This window comes from uncultured Aquimarina sp., from assembly GCF_947492115.1.
Taxonomy (GTDB): Bacteria; Bacteroidota; Bacteroidia; order Flavobacteriales; family Flavobacteriaceae; genus Aquimarina.
Genome location: NZ_CANLMM010000001.1, coordinates 635,671 through 658,706, shown reverse-complemented (window position 1 = coordinate 658,706; position 23,036 = coordinate 635,671). Strand labels below are relative to the sequence as shown.

General features: G+C 33.2%; 21 protein-coding genes. 6 read left to right on the top strand and 15 right to left on the bottom strand.

Annotation, left to right across the window (positions count from 1 at the left end):
• Window positions 1–300: 300 nt before the first annotated feature.
• Complete coding sequence (locus Q1A73_RS03010) at window positions 301–2,583, top strand: lytic polysaccharide monooxygenase (protein ID WP_299601384.1); 2,283 nt, start codon at window positions 301–303, stop codon at window positions 2,581–2,583.
• A gap of 74 nt (window positions 2,584–2,657) precedes the next feature.
• Here Q1A73_RS03010 and Q1A73_RS03005 read toward each other — a convergent pair whose 3' ends face one another.
• The 5 genes from Q1A73_RS03005 to Q1A73_RS02985 all read right to left on the bottom strand — a co-directional run bounded on the left by Q1A73_RS03005 (window position 2,658) and on the right by Q1A73_RS02985 (window position 8,721).
• Window positions 2,658–3,956, bottom strand: a complete 1,299-nt coding sequence (locus tag Q1A73_RS03005) for a serine hydrolase domain-containing protein (RefSeq protein ID WP_299601382.1) — start codon at window positions 3,954–3,956, stop codon at window positions 2,658–2,660.
• Window positions 3,957–4,072: 116 nt separating this feature from the next.
• Entirely contained in the window at window positions 4,073–4,489 is a 417-nt protein-coding gene (locus Q1A73_RS03000; RefSeq protein ID WP_299601381.1) for a nuclear transport factor 2 family protein, read from the bottom strand.
• Window positions 4,490–4,597: 108 nt separating this feature from the next.
• Window positions 4,598–5,659 (bottom strand): helix-turn-helix transcriptional regulator, encoded by a 1,062-nt coding sequence (locus Q1A73_RS02995; protein WP_299601378.1) that lies wholly within the window; start codon window positions 5,657–5,659, stop codon window positions 4,598–4,600.
• 39 nt (window positions 5,660–5,698) lie between these two features.
• Window positions 5,699–6,298 (bottom strand): hypothetical protein, encoded by a 600-nt coding sequence (locus tag Q1A73_RS02990; protein WP_299601376.1) that lies wholly within the window; start codon window positions 6,296–6,298, stop codon window positions 5,699–5,701.
• 221 nt (window positions 6,299–6,519) lie between these two features.
• Window positions 6,520–8,721 carry a T9SS type A sorting domain-containing protein gene (locus Q1A73_RS02985; RefSeq protein ID WP_299601374.1) on the bottom strand — a complete coding sequence of 734 codons (2,202 nt, stop codon included), beginning with the start codon at window positions 8,719–8,721 and terminating at the stop codon, window positions 6,520–6,522.
• 311 nt (window positions 8,722–9,032) lie between these two features.
• Here Q1A73_RS02985 and Q1A73_RS02980 point away from each other — a divergent pair, with 311 nt between their 5' ends.
• Genes Q1A73_RS02980 through Q1A73_RS02970 form a run of 3 tightly spaced genes read left to right on the top strand, consistent with a single transcriptional unit; the run spans window position 9,033 to window position 11,902 of the window.
• A complete protein-coding gene (locus Q1A73_RS02980) occupies window positions 9,033–9,932 on the top strand; it encodes a DMT family transporter (protein ID WP_299601372.1) in 900 nt (299 codons plus the stop codon).
• Window positions 9,933–9,963: 31 nt separating this feature from the next.
• Window positions 9,964–11,091, top strand: a complete 1,128-nt coding sequence (locus Q1A73_RS02975; RefSeq protein ID WP_299601370.1) for a hypothetical protein — start codon at window positions 9,964–9,966, stop codon at window positions 11,089–11,091.
• The gene (locus Q1A73_RS02970; protein WP_299601368.1) at window positions 11,072–11,902 is read left to right on the top strand and encodes a hypothetical protein; all 831 of its coding nucleotides are present in this window, start codon (window positions 11,072–11,074) and stop codon (window positions 11,900–11,902) included. The genes Q1A73_RS02975 and Q1A73_RS02970 overlap by 20 nt, the downstream gene beginning before the upstream one ends.
• Window positions 11,903–11,908: 6 nt before the next feature.
• On the opposite strand, the gene Q1A73_RS02965 is transcribed toward Q1A73_RS02970, so the two are convergent.
• The gene (locus tag Q1A73_RS02965) at window positions 11,909–12,490 is read right to left on the bottom strand and encodes a DUF4251 domain-containing protein (RefSeq protein WP_299601365.1); all 582 of its coding nucleotides are present in this window, start codon (window positions 12,488–12,490) and stop codon (window positions 11,909–11,911) included.
• Window positions 12,491–12,569: 79 nt separating this feature from the next.
• The gene (locus tag Q1A73_RS02960; protein WP_299601363.1) at window positions 12,570–13,256 is read right to left on the bottom strand and encodes a DUF6090 family protein; all 687 of its coding nucleotides are present in this window, start codon (window positions 13,254–13,256) and stop codon (window positions 12,570–12,572) included.
• A gap of 153 nt (window positions 13,257–13,409) precedes the next feature.
• On the opposite strand from Q1A73_RS02960, the gene Q1A73_RS02955 reads away from it, so the two are divergent.
• A complete protein-coding gene (locus Q1A73_RS02955; protein ID WP_299601361.1) occupies window positions 13,410–14,621 on the top strand; it encodes a multidrug effflux MFS transporter in 1,212 nt (403 codons plus the stop codon).
• 2 nt (window positions 14,622–14,623) lie between these two features.
• On the opposite strand, the gene Q1A73_RS02950 is transcribed toward Q1A73_RS02955, so the two are convergent.
• On the bottom strand, window positions 14,624–14,800 hold the full coding sequence (locus tag Q1A73_RS02950; protein ID WP_299601359.1) for a hypothetical protein: 177 nt from the start codon (window positions 14,798–14,800) through the stop codon (window positions 14,624–14,626).
• Window positions 14,801–14,999: 199 nt separating this feature from the next.
• Between Q1A73_RS02950 and Q1A73_RS02945 the strand changes: the two genes are divergently transcribed.
• Window positions 15,000–15,605 carry a YceI family protein gene (locus Q1A73_RS02945; RefSeq protein ID WP_299601357.1) on the top strand — a complete coding sequence of 202 codons (606 nt, stop codon included), beginning with the start codon at window positions 15,000–15,002 and terminating at the stop codon, window positions 15,603–15,605.
• 399 nt (window positions 15,606–16,004) lie between these two features.
• Here the strand turns inward: Q1A73_RS02945 and Q1A73_RS02940 are convergent, their stop codons facing one another.
• The 7 genes from Q1A73_RS02940 to Q1A73_RS02910 all read right to left on the bottom strand — a co-directional run bounded on the left by Q1A73_RS02940 (window position 16,005) and on the right by Q1A73_RS02910 (window position 23,027).
• Window positions 16,005–18,848: a pitrilysin family protein gene (locus Q1A73_RS02940; RefSeq protein WP_299601356.1), complete on the bottom strand. Its 2,844-nt coding sequence runs from the start codon at window positions 18,846–18,848 to the stop codon at window positions 16,005–16,007.
• 68 nt (window positions 18,849–18,916) lie between these two features.
• The gene (locus Q1A73_RS02935; RefSeq protein WP_299601354.1) at window positions 18,917–19,459 is read right to left on the bottom strand and encodes a 4'-phosphopantetheinyl transferase superfamily protein; all 543 of its coding nucleotides are present in this window, start codon (window positions 19,457–19,459) and stop codon (window positions 18,917–18,919) included.
• On the bottom strand, window positions 19,456–19,710 hold the full coding sequence (locus tag Q1A73_RS02930) for a phosphopantetheine-binding protein (RefSeq protein ID WP_299601352.1): 255 nt from the start codon (window positions 19,708–19,710) through the stop codon (window positions 19,456–19,458). The genes Q1A73_RS02935 and Q1A73_RS02930 overlap by 4 nt, the downstream gene beginning before the upstream one ends.
• Before the next feature lie 11 nt (window positions 19,711–19,721).
• The gene (locus tag Q1A73_RS02925; protein WP_299601349.1) at window positions 19,722–20,996 is read right to left on the bottom strand and encodes a beta-ketoacyl-[acyl-carrier-protein] synthase family protein; all 1,275 of its coding nucleotides are present in this window, start codon (window positions 20,994–20,996) and stop codon (window positions 19,722–19,724) included.
• On the bottom strand, window positions 20,993–21,436 hold the full coding sequence (locus tag Q1A73_RS02920) for a 3-hydroxyacyl-ACP dehydratase FabZ family protein (protein ID WP_299601346.1): 444 nt from the start codon (window positions 21,434–21,436) through the stop codon (window positions 20,993–20,995). The genes Q1A73_RS02925 and Q1A73_RS02920 overlap by 4 nt, the downstream gene beginning before the upstream one ends.
• 11 nt (window positions 21,437–21,447) lie before the next feature.
• Window positions 21,448–21,930: a hypothetical protein gene (locus Q1A73_RS02915; protein WP_299601344.1), complete on the bottom strand. Its 483-nt coding sequence runs from the start codon at window positions 21,928–21,930 to the stop codon at window positions 21,448–21,450.
• 44 nt (window positions 21,931–21,974) lie between these two features.
• Window positions 21,975–23,027, bottom strand: a complete 1,053-nt coding sequence (locus tag Q1A73_RS02910) for a type III polyketide synthase (RefSeq protein ID WP_299601342.1) — start codon at window positions 23,025–23,027, stop codon at window positions 21,975–21,977.
• Window positions 23,028–23,036 lie beyond the last annotated feature (9 nt).

The following is a 23,036-nucleotide window of genomic DNA, read 5'->3' as shown; positions in this document are numbered from 1 at the left end:
ATTTATGTTATGTAAAATAGAATATTTTGAGTATTCTGGCCTATTATGATTCTTCACTTTTATTTCTCTTTATGTGTATCACAATTTTTAATTACACATGTATTAATGACTATATACTATTTTATTCAGCACTTCTATAAACTATAAACGATTATTAAAATCTAGCTCATTTATGTTAAATATTATTTGTAATACTGTTAATTAATTGATATCTAATACCATATATAGTAATTTCAATTTAGTTATTGAACCACCCTGTTTTTATAAGCCGAAACTTATTACTAACAATTCAATAACAACATGAGAAAAACAAACTCTAAAACCGAAGTTTTAGGTCGGATAATTTCCCGCCTAAGAAAAATTGCTGCACCTTTACTAATATGTGTAGCACTGATGTATCCTTATCTTCAAACACTCTTTTCACACGGAACGGTTACCAGTCCGCCTAGTCGTGTTTGGATATGTTTTCAAGAAAATCCTGAAAGTCCAGATTCTCCCGCATGTATCGATGCCGTTGCTATGTACGGTACGCAAGCGCTATATGATTGGAATGAAGTGGCGCGTATGGATGCAAATGGTATGCACCAAGCGATTATTGCAGATGGAAATCTTGCCAGCGCCGGTCGACCAGACAAATATGGCGGACTAGATCAAGTACGTGACGATTGGATCGCTACACCAGTAACTCCTGGTCCATTTACCGTTACCTGGACAAACTCGGCACCACACCAAACCCTATATTTTGATGTGTATATTACCAAAGCCGATTGGACTCCAGATCAACCACTTACCTGGGATAGTTTAGAACTTTTAGTACGTACTGGTCCCAGACCAGCTTCTGCCATTGATGATATTGATGTGGTACTTCCGGCAAGAACTGGAAAACACGTTATCTATAGTATTTGGCAACGATCACTTAGTGAAGAAGCTTTTTATTCTACCAGTGATGTAGATTTTGGTCAATCCACAGAGCCACAACCTCCTGTAGCAGCATTTACTAGTGATAATGGTCGATGTGGTGGTCCAAATGTTACCTTTGATGCTAGTGATTCCTATGATCCTAATGGTGATACACTTACATATTCTTGGGATTTTGGCGATGGTACTACTGCTCAAGGTGTTAATGTTTCTCATGTCTATGAGAATTTGGATGTTGCCACGGTTACACTTACGGTTAGTGATGGTGTTTTTAGCAGTGGTACCGTACAAACCATTGATTTAGTGGTTGATACCAATTGTGAAGAAGTTATTTGTCCGTTTGATACACCAAGAGCCACTCCTCTACCTTCTATAAATAATTCATATTCAAATATTTATGTATTTGGAGAAGGCGGTCCTGATTTAGATAACATCGGTAACTGTTCTATCAATTGGGATTTAGGAAATAATGGTTTATACCAATTCTCCCTAAGTACTAATAATGGTGTTCCGAACTGGTATAACGATCTAATTCCGGTATCAACGCAAAACTTTAATGCACCAGAACCACTAATTACTATTACAGGTTCTAGCTTTGTAGGATTAGATGGTAGTTATTATGTAACCTTAGATGGAGAGAATCTGGTACTTGTGTCTACCACTGGAGATTTTACCGTTTATTGTAGTAATTCTGATACCGCACCATCTTGTAGTGATACTACTGATCCTGGTAATATAGCTCCAATTGCAAGTCTTACTGCTACGCCAAGTACAGGAGTTACTCCATTAGATGTGGTATTGGACGCTTCGGGATCTACTGATGCTGATAATGATACACTTACCTATAGTATTGATTATGGAGATGGTACAATAGGTACAGAAGCGATATCCACACATACATATACCACAGGAGATTATATCGCTACGGTTACAGTAAGTGATGGAAATGGCGGAACCGATTCTGCTTCGGTAAATATTACCGTTACAGAAGATATTATTATAGATCCGCCAAATGGAGACTGTACGTTTGGAACACCTACAGATACTCCTCTAGTAAGTATCAATACATCTTATGAAAATGTATATGTATTAGGAACCGGTGGTCCTAATGTAGATAATATCACCTTATTTACACTTAATTGGGATTTAGCTAATAATGGTTTGTATCAATTTTCTTTTAATCTGGATATCGCACCATGGTATATAGATTTTTCAGATGCTACACAAAACTTCAATGGTACAGCACCACAAATCACATTGGTAAATACAGGTATTCCTGGATTGGATGGAGATTACTTGGTAACTAACGATGAACGTAACTTTGTACTGGTAGCGAAGGATTATTCGATATATTTCAGCAATTCGACCACAGCTCCCGATTGTACTACTGCTATAAATAGAGAGAATGATGCAGAAAATGCGTTCTTCGAATTATTTCCAAATCCGGCAACAGGAAGTGTTTTCATTAAAAATACTACAGATCTAAAAGATAGTATCATTACCATTTCTGATCTTAGTGGAAAACGATTACAATCTGTAACAGTACCTAACAATACTACTGAAATGAGAATTGATATTTCTGGAATTACTTCAGGATTATATCTGGTCCATATATTAGATCGTTCTGGTAATAAACGTAGTGTAAAACTGGTGATAAATGAATAGTATATTCTAATAACTTTATATAGCATTAAAGAAACAACCTTCTAGATTTTAGAAGGTTGTTTCTTTAATACAATTTAATCCACTTTTTCAAAACTATTGACTCCTCCAAGAGACATATATTTTATTTCTCCATTTTCATTTTCTACAAAACCCATCGTTCGCATACCATCGGTACTTTTAAACATTAAATAATCCACTTCTTCATAAGTTCGATTCATAATGGTAAATGTTCCATCATTATTTAAAACTAGTTCTTCTTGATTGGGTTTCCAACCACTTTCGCAGCTATGACAATGTGTTGTCCATATATAATGTCCCACTAATCTATTGAGATCAGTTTTTCGTTTTATAGATTCTGGTATAAAGGTTTGTTCATTCTTTTCTTTTGAAAACGTTGCTAAAATTAGGTCCATCACTGCATAACGCAATCGAGTTCCTTCATGATGATGTATTACAAAAACCCCCAGTTTTTCTTCCGGAATCATTGCCATATATGAAGCGTAGCCCAACATATCTCCTCCATGACTAATAGTTCTAAATCCATGCGCATCTTCTTCATAAAATCCATATGCAAATGCCTCAACGGTATCGTGAACTCTTAATTCAGCAGATTTCATTTTTTGAGATAAATTAGTACTCAAAATTCTTTGATCACCTAGAATACCATCGTTTAAATGCATATTTAGATACTTTCCCATATCTGCAACCGTACTATTAATTTCTGAAGCTGGATAGGTATGATAAAACTCCCAAGGTTGTGGTAGATTCACTCCATTTCGATATTCATATCCCCACGAAGCATACTGTTCTACCTGATCATTCAAAAACATAGATGTCATATGCATTCCTAAAGGTTCCCAAATGTGTTTTTTCATATATGTATCTAATTTTTGACCACTGACATCTTCTACTAATAGTCCTGCTAGTGCAATTCCAAAAGAAGAATAACTAGAAATAACACCTGGTTCTCGAACGCGAACAAGTCTATTTTTAAGAAAATCTGCTAGCGGAATGGATTGATTTTCTCGATACACTACTCTACCTCTTAATTCATCAAAACCAGCACTATGATTCAACAAATGTGCTGATGTTACTGATGTATTATAGGTATTGGGAACTTTTACAGATTTTAAATATTGGTTCACATCTGCATAAAGATCTACCTTTTTTTGATCTATTAATTGTAATAAAGCGGTTGCAGTAAAGGTTTTTGTAACAGACCCAATCCGAAATATGGTAGAATCTGGATCTACACGTCGTACATCTCCTCCTAAACTGGCATATCCATATCCTTTCTTCAATAGTGTTTTTCCATCTTTTACTATGATAAAAGCAGCTCCAGGAATATGCTCCTCTTCCATAGTTGTTTGCATCAATGAATCTAAGCTATTTTCAAGTTTTTTATAATCAATTTGCTGAGATTTCGAAGTATAAATAATACCAATACAAAGGAAACAAAGTATATAACATCTAACCATAGGATTCAGTTCTATTTATAAGGTACAAACGTATAGGATTTATGAATGATTTTCCATTCACCTTTTACTTTTAGTAACATCATATAATCGGTATATAACCTCTTCCCTTTTGGGAAATCTATTTCTACTTTGGCCATTGCGGCATTATTAACCACATCTATAGAAATAATCTTTCCGATACGGTTTCGTTTTTCTCCTTCTTTAAAATATCCGATATACTTTTTACCAGAAGTAATACTTAAGGTATCATTAGCTATTGAATATAAATTCAAGTCTTTATGAAATGCTTTATTAATTCTTTCTGGAGAACCATCAGCTGTTCCTTCAATATAATGTAGTAAAGTTTCTGTAATTTGTTCTTTATCAGATTGTGCAAAAGAAATGGTAACAGTAAATAGTGCTACCACTAAAATAAATAAATGTTTCATCGTTCGTTTTTTATATTGATTTGTATAGCTAAACTATAGGATAGCCTTATCAATCAAGTAAAAAACAAGCTCGTTATTCTACGGAATTATAAATCCGAAGAAAATAAATCACGAATTCAACGACTTTTTGTATTGCGAGGGTGTCATTCCCTCCTGCTTTTTAAAAGCAGTATAAAATGTAGAATTGGATTTAAAACCACACTCACTGCCAATAGCTTCTAGTGTTAATAGAGAATTGGTTCGTATCAATTGGGTAGCAGTTTGTATACGATACTGATTAACATAACTAGAAAAACTAAGTCCCAAATTATCATTCAGATATTGTGATAGTTCATGAGGTTTGATCTGCAATTGTGCTGCTACTTCCGGTAGTTTTAAATTAGGATTTCGATGCAATTCTTGTTCACTAAACAAAATACTCAGTTGGTTTGCAATCGAAGATGCCTTTTTAGTATCAATCTTTCTATTTGCATATTTTACCACAGGTGTTAGAAATGTGAGCGTACTTTTTCTTCTTTTGATAATCCAAATAACCAAAGTGATATAAAATGTAAAAGAAAATGACAATGCCCCTACAATGTACGATGTATAGGTCGTGGTATTATATGCTAACCAAATAATAAACCCACCAGTAACGATATTGAGTATCCAAAAATCTAAGGTGTTGATGGATTTTGTTTTGCTCCAAAGCTTACTAAACACATGGCGCGCTTGATATATTGCTGCTATAGTATAAATCGTCCATTGCGTAAACAAAATGGTACCGAAAATTCTGGGAGGACTCCTCCACCATAAATATCTATGCGATCGATAGGGATATTGAATGCTGATTACCACCATAAAAACAAGTACCGGCACTACATGAAATAACCAGTTCCATCGATGTACTTTGTTAGGATTGATGGCTATTTTGGTATATAAATACAGAAAAGGACCTATTAAAAAACAAGCAGTAAGACCAATACTAACAAATGTAGATGAAGTACCAGGATAAAAAGTAAGAAATACTGATTTGGTAACTCGTACACTAATTACAAAGAGGAGTGCTGCTAAAAAATACGTGGCTCTACTCCTATTCTTTATGAGAAAACCAAAATACAGACTTAAAAAAAGTCCGTTAAAAGCACCTAATGCACTGAAAAAGAATAATAAGTTTTTACTGAATTCCAAACGCTTGCTAGTTTATTTATCCGTTATAATTGGTTATTTCTATCTGCTTAAAATCCATAACAATGCTAATATTACTAAGCAAATAGGCAAAATAATTTTCGTCATCCAATCGTGATATTGTTTCTGTTCCTTTAAAAATTCCCGTTTTGTTTTATCATATTCACTCTTCATTTTTCTTTTAAGATTGCCATCTATTCTTTTATTAAGTTCGAGCAAAAGCTTATCAGAATTTTTTATTGCAAAAGTGTTAACTCTATAATTTTTATCATTCGAAAAAAACCAGATCTCCTTACCCGTTTTATAAGAATAATTGCTTGCATCATTTTGAGTAGTAATAAACTTCATACCAGCATCTGATATTGATTTCCACTCTATGTTTTTCTTCCTTCTTAGTAATGGATATATTAGAATAAGATACTCCTTTGTTATGGTAATTGTACAAAGGATTAGTATATGATAAGCTATTAAACCACCAAAAAAAATGGCTCCCAAAGGAAATACTATAGCCCAATTAATTCCTGACTCTTGGGTATTGATTAGTATAGTAATCCCCATTTCAACAAAAAAAAGACATCCAATTATCATCATTACTAGATGAAAAGAAGACAATTGACTTTTATAAATAATTATTGAATTCATATGGAACGAGCATCAATTTTGTGAGTTTAAGCATACATATTAGATGCAAAAACATGATAACAAATGTAAGATAAGAAATGAAAAATGAATGTACTTATCAAGAATCCATAAAAAAGATGCTCCGAATAATACGGAGCATCATTTCTATATGCATAATATTTTGTGATATCATCTTATAAAGTGAAAAATTCACTCTAATAGACGATTCAATCTATATTGATTTATCGAACGATCAATTTCTGAGTACTTTGCTCCTCTCCTTTCGATATGACTTTTACCACATAAATTCCTGATCCTAAGCCAATACTACTTGCTGATAAGTTTTGCGTACCTGTTTGTAGTTTGGCTTCATATTGTATCTGACCTAACATCGTATAGATACGTACTAGCATTTCTTCTTCTGTTTTAGAATTCACATTCATGGTTATGGAGAATTGATCATTCACAGGATTTGGTGCTATTTTAAGTGTATGAACATCTTCAGGCTCATTACCCAATACAGGTGATTTTGTAGCCAATCCAGCAATAAGTTCTTGTGCTGATAACGAGCTACCACAAGATCCTTCGTATATTCTAACATTAGAAAAAACTGAGTTATTTCCAGAACCACTATCATTGTCATTAATAAACACCAAACGGTCCATAACTCCTGTATAGAAATTCCCAACAGGAATCGTATAGGTTACAGTACCCGAGCTGTAATTATCAAAATTAGTAACTCCATAATTCTGTGTTCCATGGACTTTGAAATAACGTGAAGAAGTTAAGGTATTGTTGTTTTCAAAACCAACTGCATGAATCTCTCCTTGCGACGTACTACTAAAGCTAAATTCGATTACCGTATTTGCAGTTACTGTATAATCTAATGGAATAAATTTCCATGTATTGTTCGTTAAAGATAAAGCATCTCCTCCATTGGTAATGGCAAAGTTTCCGTCTGCATCCTGATTAGAGAATCCGGAAATAGCAAAATCATTGAAGTTTAAAGCCGTACAATCAGGATCTGGAGTACCACTACCATCCTGAATACTAATAGCATCAATAGCAATATCACTTTGCCAACCACTAGTACCATCACCTGTAACCACATTATAACGCAGTTGTACACTCGCTTCTCCTGCATAAGCAGAAAGATTTACATTGGCAGCATTCCAAGTATTTCCTTGATCACCAGACTGATTAAAAACGGCTGTCCAACTTCCAGTATTATCGGTTCTTGCTTCTACTGTTAAAGTATTGATAGCACTTCCAAACATGTGATACTGAAATGTAAGCGTAGGATTAGAAACACTGCTAAAGTCTAAACATGGAGAGTTTAAAATAGCTCTTTTATTTGGATATCCTGTTCCGTTACCTGATGCTTCTACGTATAGATAAAAGTTTCCATCTGCTCCTGTAGATGGACCTGTACCATTAGAAGGTGTTCCTCCCGAATCTCTTGTCCAGTTAAGATCATCGTTAGTGGATTGCGACCATTGTCCGATACTGGTTTCAAAACTTTCGTTAAAGGGAAATGAGGATACTGTAGCAGTACAGATATCTGGTGGTGGCGGTGTACTATCAATCGCACCATCGATATCAAATCTAGAAAAGAAATTCCAAACTTCCTGAGAAGTATTGATATTTCCGCCATTCCAGCTATGTCCTTTTCCTTGTACCCGAATAAATTCTGCCGTAACACCATTATCACCATTATCCCAGATAGAACGTGTAGTACCACCACCTAATTGGATAACATCTGGTGTCGTATCTGCATTATTTACAGAAGCCCAATATTCCATAACATCTTGTATCGGTTCATTAGTACTATTTCCATTAATAGAAATTACATTATCATTGGTTCCTGTAATTTGTAAAACTGCCGTAGGATGTTGCGGTTGACATTGGTTATTATCGATCCATCTTCTAGTCATACTACCCGCTACAGAAGCTACTGCAGCTATTCTTGGGCTTAGCTCACAAGCTAATCGATAACTAAAAAATCCTCCATTAGAAAATCCTGTAGCATAAATACGTTTTTCATTGATATTATAATCTTCAATAATTTTATCTATTAATGCATCCGAAAATCCAAGATCATCCTCGTTTCCACCAAAATTATTATTAATAGCCCATCCAGAGAAAAAGCCTCCTAATCCTTGTGGAGTAACAAATAGAAACTGATTGTCTTCTGCTAATTGTCTAAAATCACTCTGATTATACTGCGTATCTATGTTGTTGGTAAACCCATGAAAGTTTAAAATTAGAGGTGCGGGCTTACTAGGATCATAACTGGCAGGTACATACAAACGATATTGTCTTGTACGTCCGTCATTTTGTAAGGTTGCATTGATTACCTGCTGTGCAGTAGTACCAATGGTGGTCAGTAGCATAAATACTACCAACCAATAGTTCTTTTTAATAAAGCTTAGTTGAGTTTTCATTTTTTAGGTTTTAAATAAATGAGTTGTGTTAAATAGTTACCATATATTATGCATGAATAATAAATTGGTTTGATGCTGCAAATATACTTACTCAAATAAGTATTTATCAATTTTTTATATAAAATATTACAATATTCTCAATTTTGTTATGCTAAAAATAACAGTATGATAATTCTTACTTAGATTTCAACCATTTTCCTACAGTAGTCTTGACTGTAGTAGTTCTACATTTTAGTAATCAAATAATATGATGATGAAATTCTGTGTAGACTATTCTTGGTAGAATTTCCCAATGATTTTATATTCGCGCCATGTGGATGTATTTAGGGCTTTTGGCCGCACTTTTTTTAGGATTACATAATTTATGTAAAAAACATGCTGTACAAGGAAATGAAGTATTTCCAGTACTTTTGGGAACTATAGGATCTGGTTTTCTGGCATTACTTCCCTTTTTTATAGGATCTGTATACTATCCCGAATACACTAAAGAAATTGGGTTTTATATTGATCAAATCCCTGCAAGCACCCACGGTTTTATTTTTATAAAGTCCATGATTATGGCTGCATCTTGGGTACTGGCCTATCAGGCATTAAAACATCTACCGATTACCATCGTAACACCGATACGTTCTGCAGGTCCATTTTTTACATTTATAGGAGCCATCTTAATTTATCAGGAAAAACCTAACTTTTTGCAATGGATTGGTTTCTTTCTTATCATCTTTTCGGTAATTCTATATTCAAAAATCGGTAAAAAAGAAGGTATCAACTTCAAAAAAAACAAATGGATTTTTGCCATCATTGGTGCTACCTTTTTAGGAGCTTCTAGCGGATTATATGATAAGTTTTTAATACAACAACTTGCACTAACTCCACAGACCTTGCAATTCTGGTTTTGTTTTTATACTGTGTTGATTTTATTAGTGATCTTATCATTTACTTGGTTTGGTAATGCCGAAAAAAGGAAACAATTTACCTGGAGATGGACTATTGTAGCAGTTGGAGTGTTACTACAGGCAGCAGATTATTTTTATTTCAAAGCTTTACAAGATCCAGAAGCACTTATCATGCTATTATCTGCTATTAAACGAAGTCAAATACTGATCGCCGTTGTCATCGGAGGACTCGTTTTTAAGGAAAAAAATAAACGTAAAAAACTGGTTCCATTATTTGGTATCATGCTAGGGGTGTTTTTAATTTTGTATTCTTAAAACATACAGCTTTTATAATCCAACTCACTTTATGAAGAACAAAGTATTATTACTCTTAATGGTTTCAGTTTTTTGTTACGCTTGTAACACATCTACTGAATCTTATGAGCGTTTTTTTATACCCAAGGGAGCTTCTAATCAAGGGATCATTAATAAATATTATATTCACAACTACCCGAAGGATAATCAAACAGTAAAAACTACTTTAGATTATTCTGTCGTTAAGAAGATAAATGATAGTGTTTATGAGCAAATAAACTATAATCCAGCTTTTACGACTTCATCCATCCGTGAATTTAGTATACTAAATGATAAACTTAAGGAGCTGAGTCATGAACGATATTATTCGAGAGATACCTTAGTAGCAGCGTATGAGAATACTTCTGAAAACTATTTTTTAACTTTTGGAAAAGAAACTGCTACTTATAACGCCAAATTAAAAACCAAAAGCGAGAATTATATTACTGTTCATCAAACCACTAAATTTATAAAAGATACTACCATAGCTTCTAAACCTGCTAAAATTGTAGAACAAAACATAGCCAATACCCTTGTTTTTGGTACTAAACCAAAGGATACAATGCATTTTCATTATCGAAATATTTATGTTCAGGATTTAGGCCTCTACTCTTCTACCCTAACTACAGAAAAAAATCGATTAGAACGTGTATTGGTAGAACAAATATCACCAGACGCATTCGAAGAACTATCAGATCATGATATCAAACGAGTAGGATATATTGATTTTGATGACACTGTAGATAAAAACTTAGATTTTAATTTATGCTCCGACCATAAGTCAATTTTCGATTATTATAATGGTAGGAATGATCGAGCTGGATTTATCGGTGGTAAAGGAAACTTAAAAAGGCTCGTTACTAAACAATTAGACACGACGAAACTTAAAAATGAATCAGGATATTTAACCTACCGATTTGTTATTAATTGTAAAGGAGAAGCAGGAAAGTATGTCACCAATGAAGCAGATTTTGATTACAATGAAAAAGAGTTTGATGTGGAGACCAAAACTCATTTATACAAGATTCTTTCTTCAGTAGAAAAGTGGAAACCTTGTATTATCCGAAATCAGCCTGTAGACTCATATTTCTACATAACTTTTATACTAAAAAATGGAAAGATTGAAGATATTTTACCTTAGTTGTTGTTTTGGGGTATTGTTATTTGGCTCATGCACAAACGACCACACTTTATATAAGAAAGAATTTGATAAAACAACTTCTCAAAAATACGCCAGACAATTCATTGAAGGATTGCATGGTCAATATTATCAAGGTTCTCCAGAGGAACATTTTTTAATTCAGGAAGCGATCGCTTTAGATCCTAATTTTTCGGATCCGCATCGAGAAATGGGTGCTCCTAGAGTAAAAAGAGGGATTAATACGGAAACCATGAAGAAATACGCAAAAGCGGTGGAATTAGATCCTAAGAGCTGGCAAGGATATAGAGGATATTTGTATTTGTATTTTTATCGGGATTATGATAATGCGATTAAGGATTTTGATGAGTTAGATGCACTTACTCCCAATTTTGTAGATTATCCTCAATCAGAGAACATTGACTTTATGCGTGGTGTTGCTTATATGATGAAAAAAGAACACGCTAAGGCACAAGAATATTTTAAGAAGTTTTTTGATCATGAAGCTAAAGACATTAATTATATAGAAAGCAGAGCTTTTATGTATTATGGAATTACCTATTTTCAAACCGGTGATTTCCAGAAGGCATTAGAAAAATTTGACTTAGGTATACAAATGAATAAAAATGCAGATTTATTCTATTGGAAGGCTAAAGCTTTAGTGAAATTAAAACATCCTAAAACAACAATTCGGGAGTTATTAGCAACTTCTAAAGAATTATTAGCACAAGGATCTAACAGCCGAAGACCTTACGTAGAAGAGTTTTATCAAACTTATATTGAAGATATTGAAGAATTAGAAGCTAGCTTGTAATCTACCTTAATTTACGACCAAACTTTTTTCTTTGTCATTTTCTGATACCACACCTCTATATCGGATTGAAGTACGGTGGCTACTATTAATATTGATACTTGTAGTCCAATTGGGAAACATCGTCATCGTAACTCGATAGGATTCTCTATTATTTTTTACCGTAAATTTGATAAGATGTCTTTGTTTTTTCTCGTCTTTAATCACTTCATATTTATCAGGAATGCCTTCGAATTCGATTCCACCTTCATTACGTGTATATTGTCCTGGTAATTGACGCTCACCATAAAATGGTAAATTCATGGATATACTATCACCGTATATCTTTACAAAATTAGGGTTACCAATAAGACTTATTCCATTTACAGTACTTCCAGGAGGTATTAAACCACTATTAGCAATCGTATTTAGACTCGTAGTTGCCAAAGGATACATCCACTCTGATTCTATAGTAAATGATTTTTTAGCTATTAACGCTTCTAATGCTTCACTTTGAGCAGTAGGAGCTACTATACTTTTCGTGCTATTACAACTGAGAAGGACTCCTCCTGTGACTAATAAGAATCCTGCAATTTTTACCAACCTATTCATTTGACTATCTTTTAGTTACTTCAAATTTCCTAATGTAAATTACAAAATTTGAACCAAAAATAATGTCATTTAACAGATCTTAACCATCTATTCGGTTTTCAATTTTGCCTAAAATATCTCTAGAACTCGTTAAATGTTGATCCAATAACGGTCTCAGATTTCCATATACCAACATATAATGTATCGCTAATCGCGCATGATATGTATCACTAATAAAATACTCATACATTTTTGGATTTTCCAATCTACCAAACAACAAATCTCCAATCCAAGGGTGATTATACTTTAGAAAATCCATATTATCAGTTACATCTTCCCCTATTCTTTTGTGAGTTTCTTTTAATAAAACATCAAAAGTATTATGATGTGCCAAAATCTGTATAACCAAGCTATCCGTCTCCGTACTACTACTCTCAAATTTTTCTAATAATCGAATACCTTTTTGTTGCAATTCGAAAGGGTTATAACTCAAAACCAATCCCATAGCTCTAGGAGTATCTTTATACATATCGATCGTTACCGTATCACTTAGAAATTGATCGAACATCGCTTTTCTCGTATCCAATAACTGCAAAGCATTATGTACTTTAAGCGTATCGAGTTTTAAATCTTCCTGATAGGTTACAAAAACATTTTTTAAATGATTTTTTGTTTTTCTAACCTCATTAGCATTGTTAATACTTACTGCAATTAAAATACCAATAACTACCAAAATAATCTCACCTATTGCGTACAGCAAGTATTTCCGTATTCCTTTGCCCTTCATAAGATTTTTCCGTTGTGCATTGAACAATTTCATCATTCTAAATATACAATAAATAAAAAATCAAGATACTTATACTTTTCATGGCACAATAAATATTAGTTAAATCAAGGAGAAGTCTATTGATGAGCTTATGAAATGAGCTATTTTTGCCGAATGCAATTTAAAAACCTCCAACAGTTAGAATTTATTGTACTCATGGCATCATTGATGTCTATTGTAGCTTTGGCCATAGATGCTTTGCTTCCTGCTTTGGATATTATTGGAATTGATATTGGCACCACAGAATTAGCAGATAACCAATTGCTTATCACAATGATATTTCTTGGACTAGGTATTGGTCCTTTGATTTTCGGTCCAATTTCGGATGCTATTGGAAGAAAACCTGTGGTTTTTATGGGGTTCCTGCTATTTATCATTGCTAGTTTTATCTGTATAAGTGCTACTAGTTTAACTATGATGGTAATAGGTAGAATATTGCAAGGTGTTGGACTTTCTGCACCTAGAACTATCGCAATAGCAATGATTAGAGATACATATAGCGGAGATTACATGGCTCGTATTATGTCATTTATTACCGTAGTCTTTATTCTTGTTCCAATTGTAGCACCAGCTATAGGAAAAGGGATTCTTGATCATTATGATTGGAAAGCTATCTTTTACATACAGCTTGTTTTTAGTGTATTAGTTTCTTTTTGGTTTTGGAAAAGACAAAAGGAAACACTGATGGTTTCTAAACGAATAAAATTTACTCCTTATATATTTATAGATGGAACTAGAGAATTGGTGAAATACAAAAACACTATGGGATATACTTTTATATCTGGACTTATTGTAGGGTCTTTTTTAGTATATCTAAGTAGTTCCCAACAGATCTTTGAACAGCAATACAATCTAAAGAATGAATTCCCATATATCTTCGCATTATTAGCGATCTCTATTGGTACCGCCACTTTTTTGAATGGTACTTTAGTACTTAAATACGGAATGGAGCGATTAGTTTCTATTTCTTTATTTGCATTTTTTGGGATATCGTTACTCTATATTCTTTTATATCATGGAAATACAAATCCAAACGTAGTCATCTTACTGATCTTTTTTGGATTACAATTTTTCTCAATAGGGTTTTTGTTTGGAAATCTTAGAGCATTAGCCATGGAACCTGTGGGTCACATTGCCGGAATTGGTGCTGCGATTACGGGGTTTATAAGCACAATAATGGCAGTACCTATAAGTACTTTTATAGGTAGATATATTGAAGACACAGCATTACCGCTGTTTTTGGGATTTTTGATTTGCGCTGGCATTTCGATAGGTATTCTTATATACCTTAAAACTTCTTCTAAAGACAAAGTAGTCACTTCTTAATCTTATTGATTTTTATCGCGTGACTCCTTCTTTTCAGGAACAGAAAGCTCTCCATTACCTGCTATTGCAAATTGATCTCTTTTTGATCCGTATCCAAAATTTGATGATCTACGATACTTGTTCTGAAAATCCGCAAATTTTCTCTTTGACCAGGATCTTTTTTTCTTTTGATTCTCCATATGCATGATAATTTTGGTATGATTACCTGATTGATACTTAATTTCTTATCTAAAGTTATAGGATTTTGAAGAATAATTAAAAAACCTTAACATCAAATTATAATTATTCCCCAAATTATTAAACAATTTTAATCGTTGCATTGTTAAAGCAGTTGGAATGATTATTGTTTATTTATATCTTGAAAACTAAAATATTACTATGAAAACCTTTTTCTGTTCTATCTTTTTTTTAAGCCTCTCTATTTCATTGATTTATGGTCAATTCACACCACCTCCTGGTGATATTACCAATCGTTCTGATGGATATACTGGACATGAAGATGCCTTAATTAATGATGTTATCAAACTTGAATTTGATAAAAAGAATACAAAAATTACTTTTGATTTTGTTTCAGAAGAGACAAGTGGATCTATTGGAGGATTAGATTTTAAAATTTCATTTAATCCACAAGATACGGATAACGCCTATTTTAAAGGTACTGCATTGGTAAACACTCTAGAAACTGGTAATTTCTTAAGAGATGGGCATTTGATGTGGGAAAAGTTCTTTTACAAAAAGAAATACCCAAAAATTGCTTTTGAAAGCAAGGAAGTAGTGCACTTTGGTAATAATAATTATAAGGTAATAGGTGACCTTACCATTAAAGGTATTACTAAAGAAGTAATCATCAACTTTGATCTGGATATTACTAAAAACCTTTTAGGTAAAACTACAATTTACACTAGTGATTTTGGAGTTAATATCCATGATGAAAGGGAAAAGAATAAACTAAACATAGTATTCGATTTCCCTATTTTAAATTAATATAAAACTAGATAGCATCTAAAAGTGATGCTATTTTTTCTATATATGTATTGTGTGAGCTTTCGCTAATCTTTCTGAAGATTTTAGAAATTCGTTATTAACGATATTCATTTCTGTTAAACGTGTGATTTTTATTTTTTCTTCACGTTTTGTATTCCTTTTTTGCAATAATGAGTTCATCATGTTACTTAATTTTTACTTTAATTTTCCCTGACGCGAAGTTAAGAACAAATCACCAAAAAAATAAGGGTATAAATACGGTTTTTAACGGGGGTTTTATACCCTTTGTAGATTTTGTTATATTAAATCTGCATGGATCTCATCACTTCCATGGAAAAAGGCTCAATCATAAGAAGAGCCCTTTTAAATATTTCTTCAATAAAAAGGCAGTGGACTGCCTTATAATTTGTTTCCGTAAATATCTAATTCTATAACATTTTTACCTAGTTTTTTAATCTCATCAAATTGAGTTGCCTTATCTCCTACAACTAAATAAATCATTTCACTTTCTGAAATATACTTTGATATAATTGATTTAAAGTCTTCGGTAGACATATCAACTAATTCTTTTTGATTATTCTCTATAAAAGATGGATCTTTATCATATTTACTCATTTCTCTTAAAATACCCAGTTTATCATTTAATCCTTCGAAAGCTCTAGTGTTACTTTTCAAAATTTTTGTTTTTGTAATTTCTGAGGCATTATCATCAAAGTTTTCCCCATAATTAACTATCATTTCTTGGATTATTTTCAAAGATGGAAGCGTAGCGTTAGACCTAACACTAGTTGAAACAATAAATGGACTAATATCTTTTGATGACCTAATAAATGAATATGCTCCATATGTATATCCTTTCTCAATCCGTAAAGTTTGAAACAATTTCCCACTTGAACCTCCTCCTAAAATTTCATTTGCATATTCTAAGTTATTGAACTCTTCGCTTAAACCAGATAAAACCAAATTACCAATCAAAATAACAGATTGTTTTGAATTAGGAATATCAATGAAATATAATTGATCTTCTTTTTTATTTGGTGAAACTTGAAAACTCGGAATTTCTACTTCTTCAGTATTCCATTTAGAATCCAAAGATGATAAAGCTATTCCAACATCTTTTTTATTAACATCTCCTACTACATGAAAAATAGCATTTTTCGATGACAATTTATTGTAGTGCTGTTTTACATCATCTAAGGATATATTTTCAACAGTCTCTAAAGTGCCAGAGTTAGGTATTCCAAAAATATGTTTATCTCCATATATTAGCTTATCAAAATTAAAATAAGCTATCGATCTTGGATTAGCTTCTTGGCCTTTTAAATTAGTTTTTAAGGCTTGTTTTAAACGGTCAAATTCCTTTTCATCCCAACGAGGTTCTAAAATTATTTCTTCAACAAGAGATAATGTCTCTTTAAAATTTTTGGCTAAACATGATCCTGTAATTATGATTTCTTCATCATTACTATGCATATAGATTGATGCTCCCAAAAGACCAATAGCTTCTTCCAGTTGAGCTGGTGTTCTAGTTGCAGTACCTTCCATCATCAAACTCGCCATCAAACTAGAAATCCCTGCTTTATCTAATGGATCTAATAAATGCCCTCCTGCGATAGTAAGATCAAAATTAACCAGAGGGAGTTCGTTATTTTCTATTCCGAATACTTCAATTCCATTATCCATTTCACTGGTCCAAACTATTGGAGATTTGAATAATGGTAATTCTCCAAAATCAGGTTCACTACGATCATAGGTAGATGGGGTTTTTTCATAAACAGCCTCCTCACCTTGTCCAACTTCTTCATTCGCTACATCATTTTTTACCTCTTCAATCCAAACAGTTGCCTTTTCTGAATCAGAAACAGACAACTCTAATTGATCCTTTGGAATAAAACTGGTCATTACATAATTTTTATTTTTTATGTAAGTATTATATACTCTCATTACATCTTCTCTAGTTACAGCATTTGTTAACTTTACTGTTTTACTTATATATCCAGGATCACCATTAAACTCATTGTCTTGAACTAATTGAAATGCCTTATTTAAAACAGTACTTACTCCTTGATACAATCCAGTTTCAACTTCAGCCTTAATTCTTTTTAATTCATTGTCTTCAAAACCATTTTTCTCAAACCTAGCTAAACTTTCATCTATAGCTTTTTTTACACTATCCAAATCCTTGCCAGCATTCGCTCGGACTCTAAAAGTGAATTCACCAGCTAATTCATAAGATCGTTGGTATCCTGAGGCATTAGGAGCTAATTTCTTCTCTTCAACTAGAACTTTATAAAAAGGAGATTTTTTGCTTCCCGTAAGTAATTGTCCAAGAATATTTAATGCGTAAACGTCTTTATGATAATCTTGTACAGTTGGAAATACCATTCTTAGTTCAGGTAATTTAGCGAAATTATCTTCAAAATATAATGATTTACTCCTCTGCAAAGTAACTGGCATTGGTTCTAAAGGTGTAACATCAGGCCCTCTTTTTATTTCTCCAAACCATTTTTTAACTAATTTTTTAGTATCCTCAATGTCTATATCTCCTGCGATCACTAAAGAACCGTTATTCGCTCCATAATATTTGTGATAAAACTCTTTTACATCTTCTAAAGTCGCAGATTGTAAATCAGGTAAAGAACCTATAACAGTCCAACTATATGGATGTCCCTTTGGATATAAATTTTTTCTTATAACTTCGTCTGTGTAACCATAAGGAGCATTATCTACACGTTCGCGCTTTTCATTTTTAACTACTTGTTTTTCTCTTTCCAATGCCGCTTCTGTTACAGTATTTATCATATATCCATACCGATCAGAATCAATCCATAAGATTTTTTCGAATGCATCTTTCGGAACTACTTCGTAATAAACAGTTCCATCTGTCCAAGTTCCACCATTTCTTTGTCCTCCCCATTCAGGAATCAATTTCCTGTTCGCACCAACCGGAGTATTTTCGGAATCATTAAAAGACATATGTTCAAAAAAGTGTGCAAAACCAGTTTTTCCTAATTTTTCTCTATTAGAACCTACATGCATCATTGTTGCTACAGCTATAATAGGATCACTATGATCTTCATGGAGAATAACTTCAAGACCATTATCCAAGGTGAATTTTTCGTAATCAATCGTAAAATCTGAAGTGTCCGATTGTGTAGAGGCTATTTCGCTATTAGACTTTGAGCAAGATAATAACGCTAGACTTATCAATATAAAAACAAAGGTTCTTTTATAGAATAACATAAAGTGAGTATATATTTTGATTAATGAATTATTTTTTCCAAAAATATAAAAACAAAGATCATTTTATTTCATAAATCCACGGCATATGAAGAAAACAAACCGTGACTGGAAAAGGAAACTTTTATATCAGATTGCAAATTATTAATGTATATCAAAGGAATTCTAAAATCATTTTTTTTGATTGTAATTTTTTCGGAATTCAACCCCTTGGTTTTTGAAATATAATCTAAAAGGTGTTTTTTGTACGTTAGCGATTCGTTGGTAAATACTTTTGCATTTATAACTTTTGGATGTATAAAGGCAACGGAATGAATATATTCTGATGTTATCGTTGTTTTGGTTTTATATTGCATTCCCTTAATAATCACTGAAGTTTCAGAACATTCAAAATCCCAAGGATTATAGATAGGAGCCTTTAAAAATTGTCTTTGATACGCTTTATATGTAGCTTCTTTCATACTCCATAATTCCCATACCGCTAAATCGGGATCAAGAGCATCCCAGATTCTATCTTGTTCTGATATTGTAAAAATCTTTTGCAACCAACCTTTTCTTCTCCAATTACTTTGGGTCGCGGCTAAGGCAAGATCAACAATATCATTTCCTATCATTTAGCTGCTAATTTATCCTGAATTACCTCTATAGAGGCTTTTACCGTAAGCATCTTATCCATACCATCATTATCAATTTCGATATTAAACTCATCTTCCACATCCAAAATAACATCTACAAGATTAGCGGAATTAATCTCTAAATCTTCAATAAAATTAGTTTCTTCAGAAAGATTTGCTAACCCATCTTCATTCTGAACATAGGGTTCGATAATGGTTTTTAACTTAGATAATAATTCTTCTTTTGTCATGAATGGTTTTATTATGAATATTTTTTAAAGATAATACAAGCATTTACATCACCAAATCCAAAACTGGCTTTTGCTGCAATATTCATTGGTTTTGATACCGTTTTAGTAGGAATTCTTGTAGGATCTACTAAAACCTCGATTTCTGGATGTAAATCTTCGCAATTTATATTTCCAAAAACAAAGTCTTCATATACTTGAAGTACAGTAGCCACACTTTCAATACTCCCTGAAGCAGCAAGACAATGTCCTACCAAACTTTTTAAAGAATTGATAAACGGAAAGTCCTTCTCTCTTCTATTTAATGCTTCACACCAATTCATAATTTCGGTAGCATCTTTAGTGGTAGCTGTAAGATGACCATTAATCAAGTCAATATCATCTGCATGAATATTAGCATTGATGACTGCCTGTTGAATACACTGCTGTACTGCTTTGCTGTTTGGAGCAGTCATACTGCCTCCATTTCGCTGTCCACCACTATTGATATGTCCTCCAAGAATTTCTGCATAAATGGTAGCTCCTCTATTTTGTGCGCTTTCCAAACTCTCTACTACTAACGCTCCTGCTCCACTTCCTGGCACAAAGCCACTTGCTGAGGCACTCATAGGTCTAGATGCTTCTGTAGGATTCTCATTGTATTTATGAGGCAGAATTCTCATCGCATCAAAGCCTCCCCAAACATAAGGACCACTATCACTGGTGCTTCCTGCTAATATAATTTCCGCTTTTCCAGATATAATTCGTTCATACGCCATTAAAATAGCTTCCGTTCCCGTACTACAAGCAGAAGAATTAGTCGTAGTAATGTTTCCACAACCGATCATACCACCTAAAAAAGCACTAATACCACTGGCCATAGTTTGTATGACTGTCGTACTCCCTAATCGTCGTACTTTACCTTCATCTACTTTATAAATCGCATCTCTAAATTTATCAACACCTAAAATACCGGTTCCAAAAATTACACCTGCATCCCAAATTGGATCATCTTCTTTGTCATTTAGAGATAAACCGGCATTTTTCCAAGCATCTATACCCGCTATTACTCCATATTCCAATCCTGAAGCATTCAATCCTCTTAATTGTATAGAGTTAAAGTAATTATTTAAGTAATCCTTTTTACACAATGGTTTTCCAGCAATTTGACATGAAAAATTTAGTTCCTTTAGGTTGTCTATATGTCGTATTCCAGAAACACCATTCTTTAAAGACCTATTAAATTCTGAAACGTTCGTTCCATTTGGTGAAACTACACCTAAACCTGTAATTACAACTCTTTTCTTCATAAAGAAACTGGTTTCATCATTCCAGAGATACTTCCTTTTGCCACAAGTTTATTCTCGGCATTAAACATTTGTACCGTACATTTTAATTTGTTAAATCTAAAATAATCCTTTTTAGAAACCACAAATACCTTTTCACCCGGAAGTACTGGTTTATAAAAGTCAATAGTATTACTACTCATAGCAACTCCCATTGCGTCTTCAGAAATAGTTTCTTTAAATAGATATATTCCCAAACAAACAACTCCTATCTGAGCCATAATTTCGGTAAGGATTACTCCTGGTGTTACAGGATACTCCTTAAAGTGTCCTTTATAGAAATATTCATCTTTTTTTAATGTATAGTACCCTTCTATTCCATCTTCGTGTACTTTACTAAGCTCATCCACAAATAAAAATGGAGATTGATACGGTAGTTTTTCTATGATTTGTTCTGCAGTCAAAAGATATAGTTTTAAAATGCACAGTTATTAGGCAATGGTTCTTCTGATGCTAATTGATTTGCAAAAGACGCATCTAATGTATCCTGAGTAAAGCCATTAGCTATGCTACCCTTATAAACTATAGTACCATATCCGTTATTATTCATATGAGCTCGAACATATACTATTTGATCCGGTGTTATTGCTACAGGTCCTCCGGATCTAGTAAATGGTTGTTCATTTACGTGACTATGGGCCAAAATCCTTCTATATACTAATGTTCCATCTTCTGAAATCACTTCCCACCAATCTGCATATTGGTTACACCCTAGATCTGGACTTATAATTTCTACGCTAAATGTATAACTACCCGCCTCTCCTGTTACAGTTACATTAGTTACATCAGCATTTTGAGGTTCTGGAGTTGGATCATCTATATTTGAGCGAACATCATCACCAGAACAGGCTGATGCTGTAAAGGTGATGAATAAAATATATAAACAGACATTTTTCATTTTAAATTTCTTTACGTTTCTAATTATATACAATCATGATCTTATTACCATTCCAATAATACTCTTTGCGCAGAAAAACCAGGGCCAAAGCTTAGCATAAGACCTGTTTCTCCAGACGCAGGTTTTCTATCCATAAATCGTTCTAAAACATATAATACTGTAGCACTACTCATATTTCCATACTGTTTTAGTACTTCTTTGGTATCATCGATGTTTTTGCCTAAATCCCCGAAAAGGGTTTCTACCGTTTGGACGATCTTTTTGCCTCCTGGATGAAAAATTAAATGATCAACCTCTTCAATTGACTTATCATATTTCTTAAGAAAAGGATGTATAATATCTGGAAAGTGGGTTGCTATCTTCTCTGGAACTTCCTTGTCTAATACCATTTGTAAACCATGATTAGTCAATTTAAAACCCATCATAGAGGTCGCGTCATAAAAATGATACATTTCATCTGCGATAATATTTGGTCCTTCGGCATCTTCTTCTGAAGAAAGTAACACACATGCTGCTCCATCACCAAAAATAGCAGAACTTACGATATTTACCATACTAAAATCAGTATGTTGAAAGGTTGCTGTTGGTGATTCTACAGCGATTACTGCAGCTCTTTTATTAGGATTAGCTTTTAAAAAGTTTCTCGCATAGATAATACCAGAAACTCCAGCTGCACATCCCATTTCTGTAACAGGCAACCTAACAATATCTTGCCTCAGATTTAATGTATTTATTAAATATGCATCTAGAGAAGGTATCATAATACCTGTACAACTCACTGTGATAATGTAATCTAAGGAAGTAGGATCCCAACTTGCCTTATCTAACGCTTTTTTAAGAGCAGACTCCCCTAGTTTCTTTATTTCTCGGATATAGATATCATTCTTTTCTTCGAATGAGGTAGCAGTAAAGACTTCTTCAATACTCATAATTCCATATCGTTTATCAACAGCGGCATTTTCGAAAATCTTAAGCACTTTACGCTTAAATCTATCTTCCTGTCCTGTTAACCATTGAGACACATATGGTAAAATCTCTTTCGTTTCTCTAACATACGCTGGTAATTGCTTAGCGACTGATGTTATTTTTACGTTCAATATTCCCTT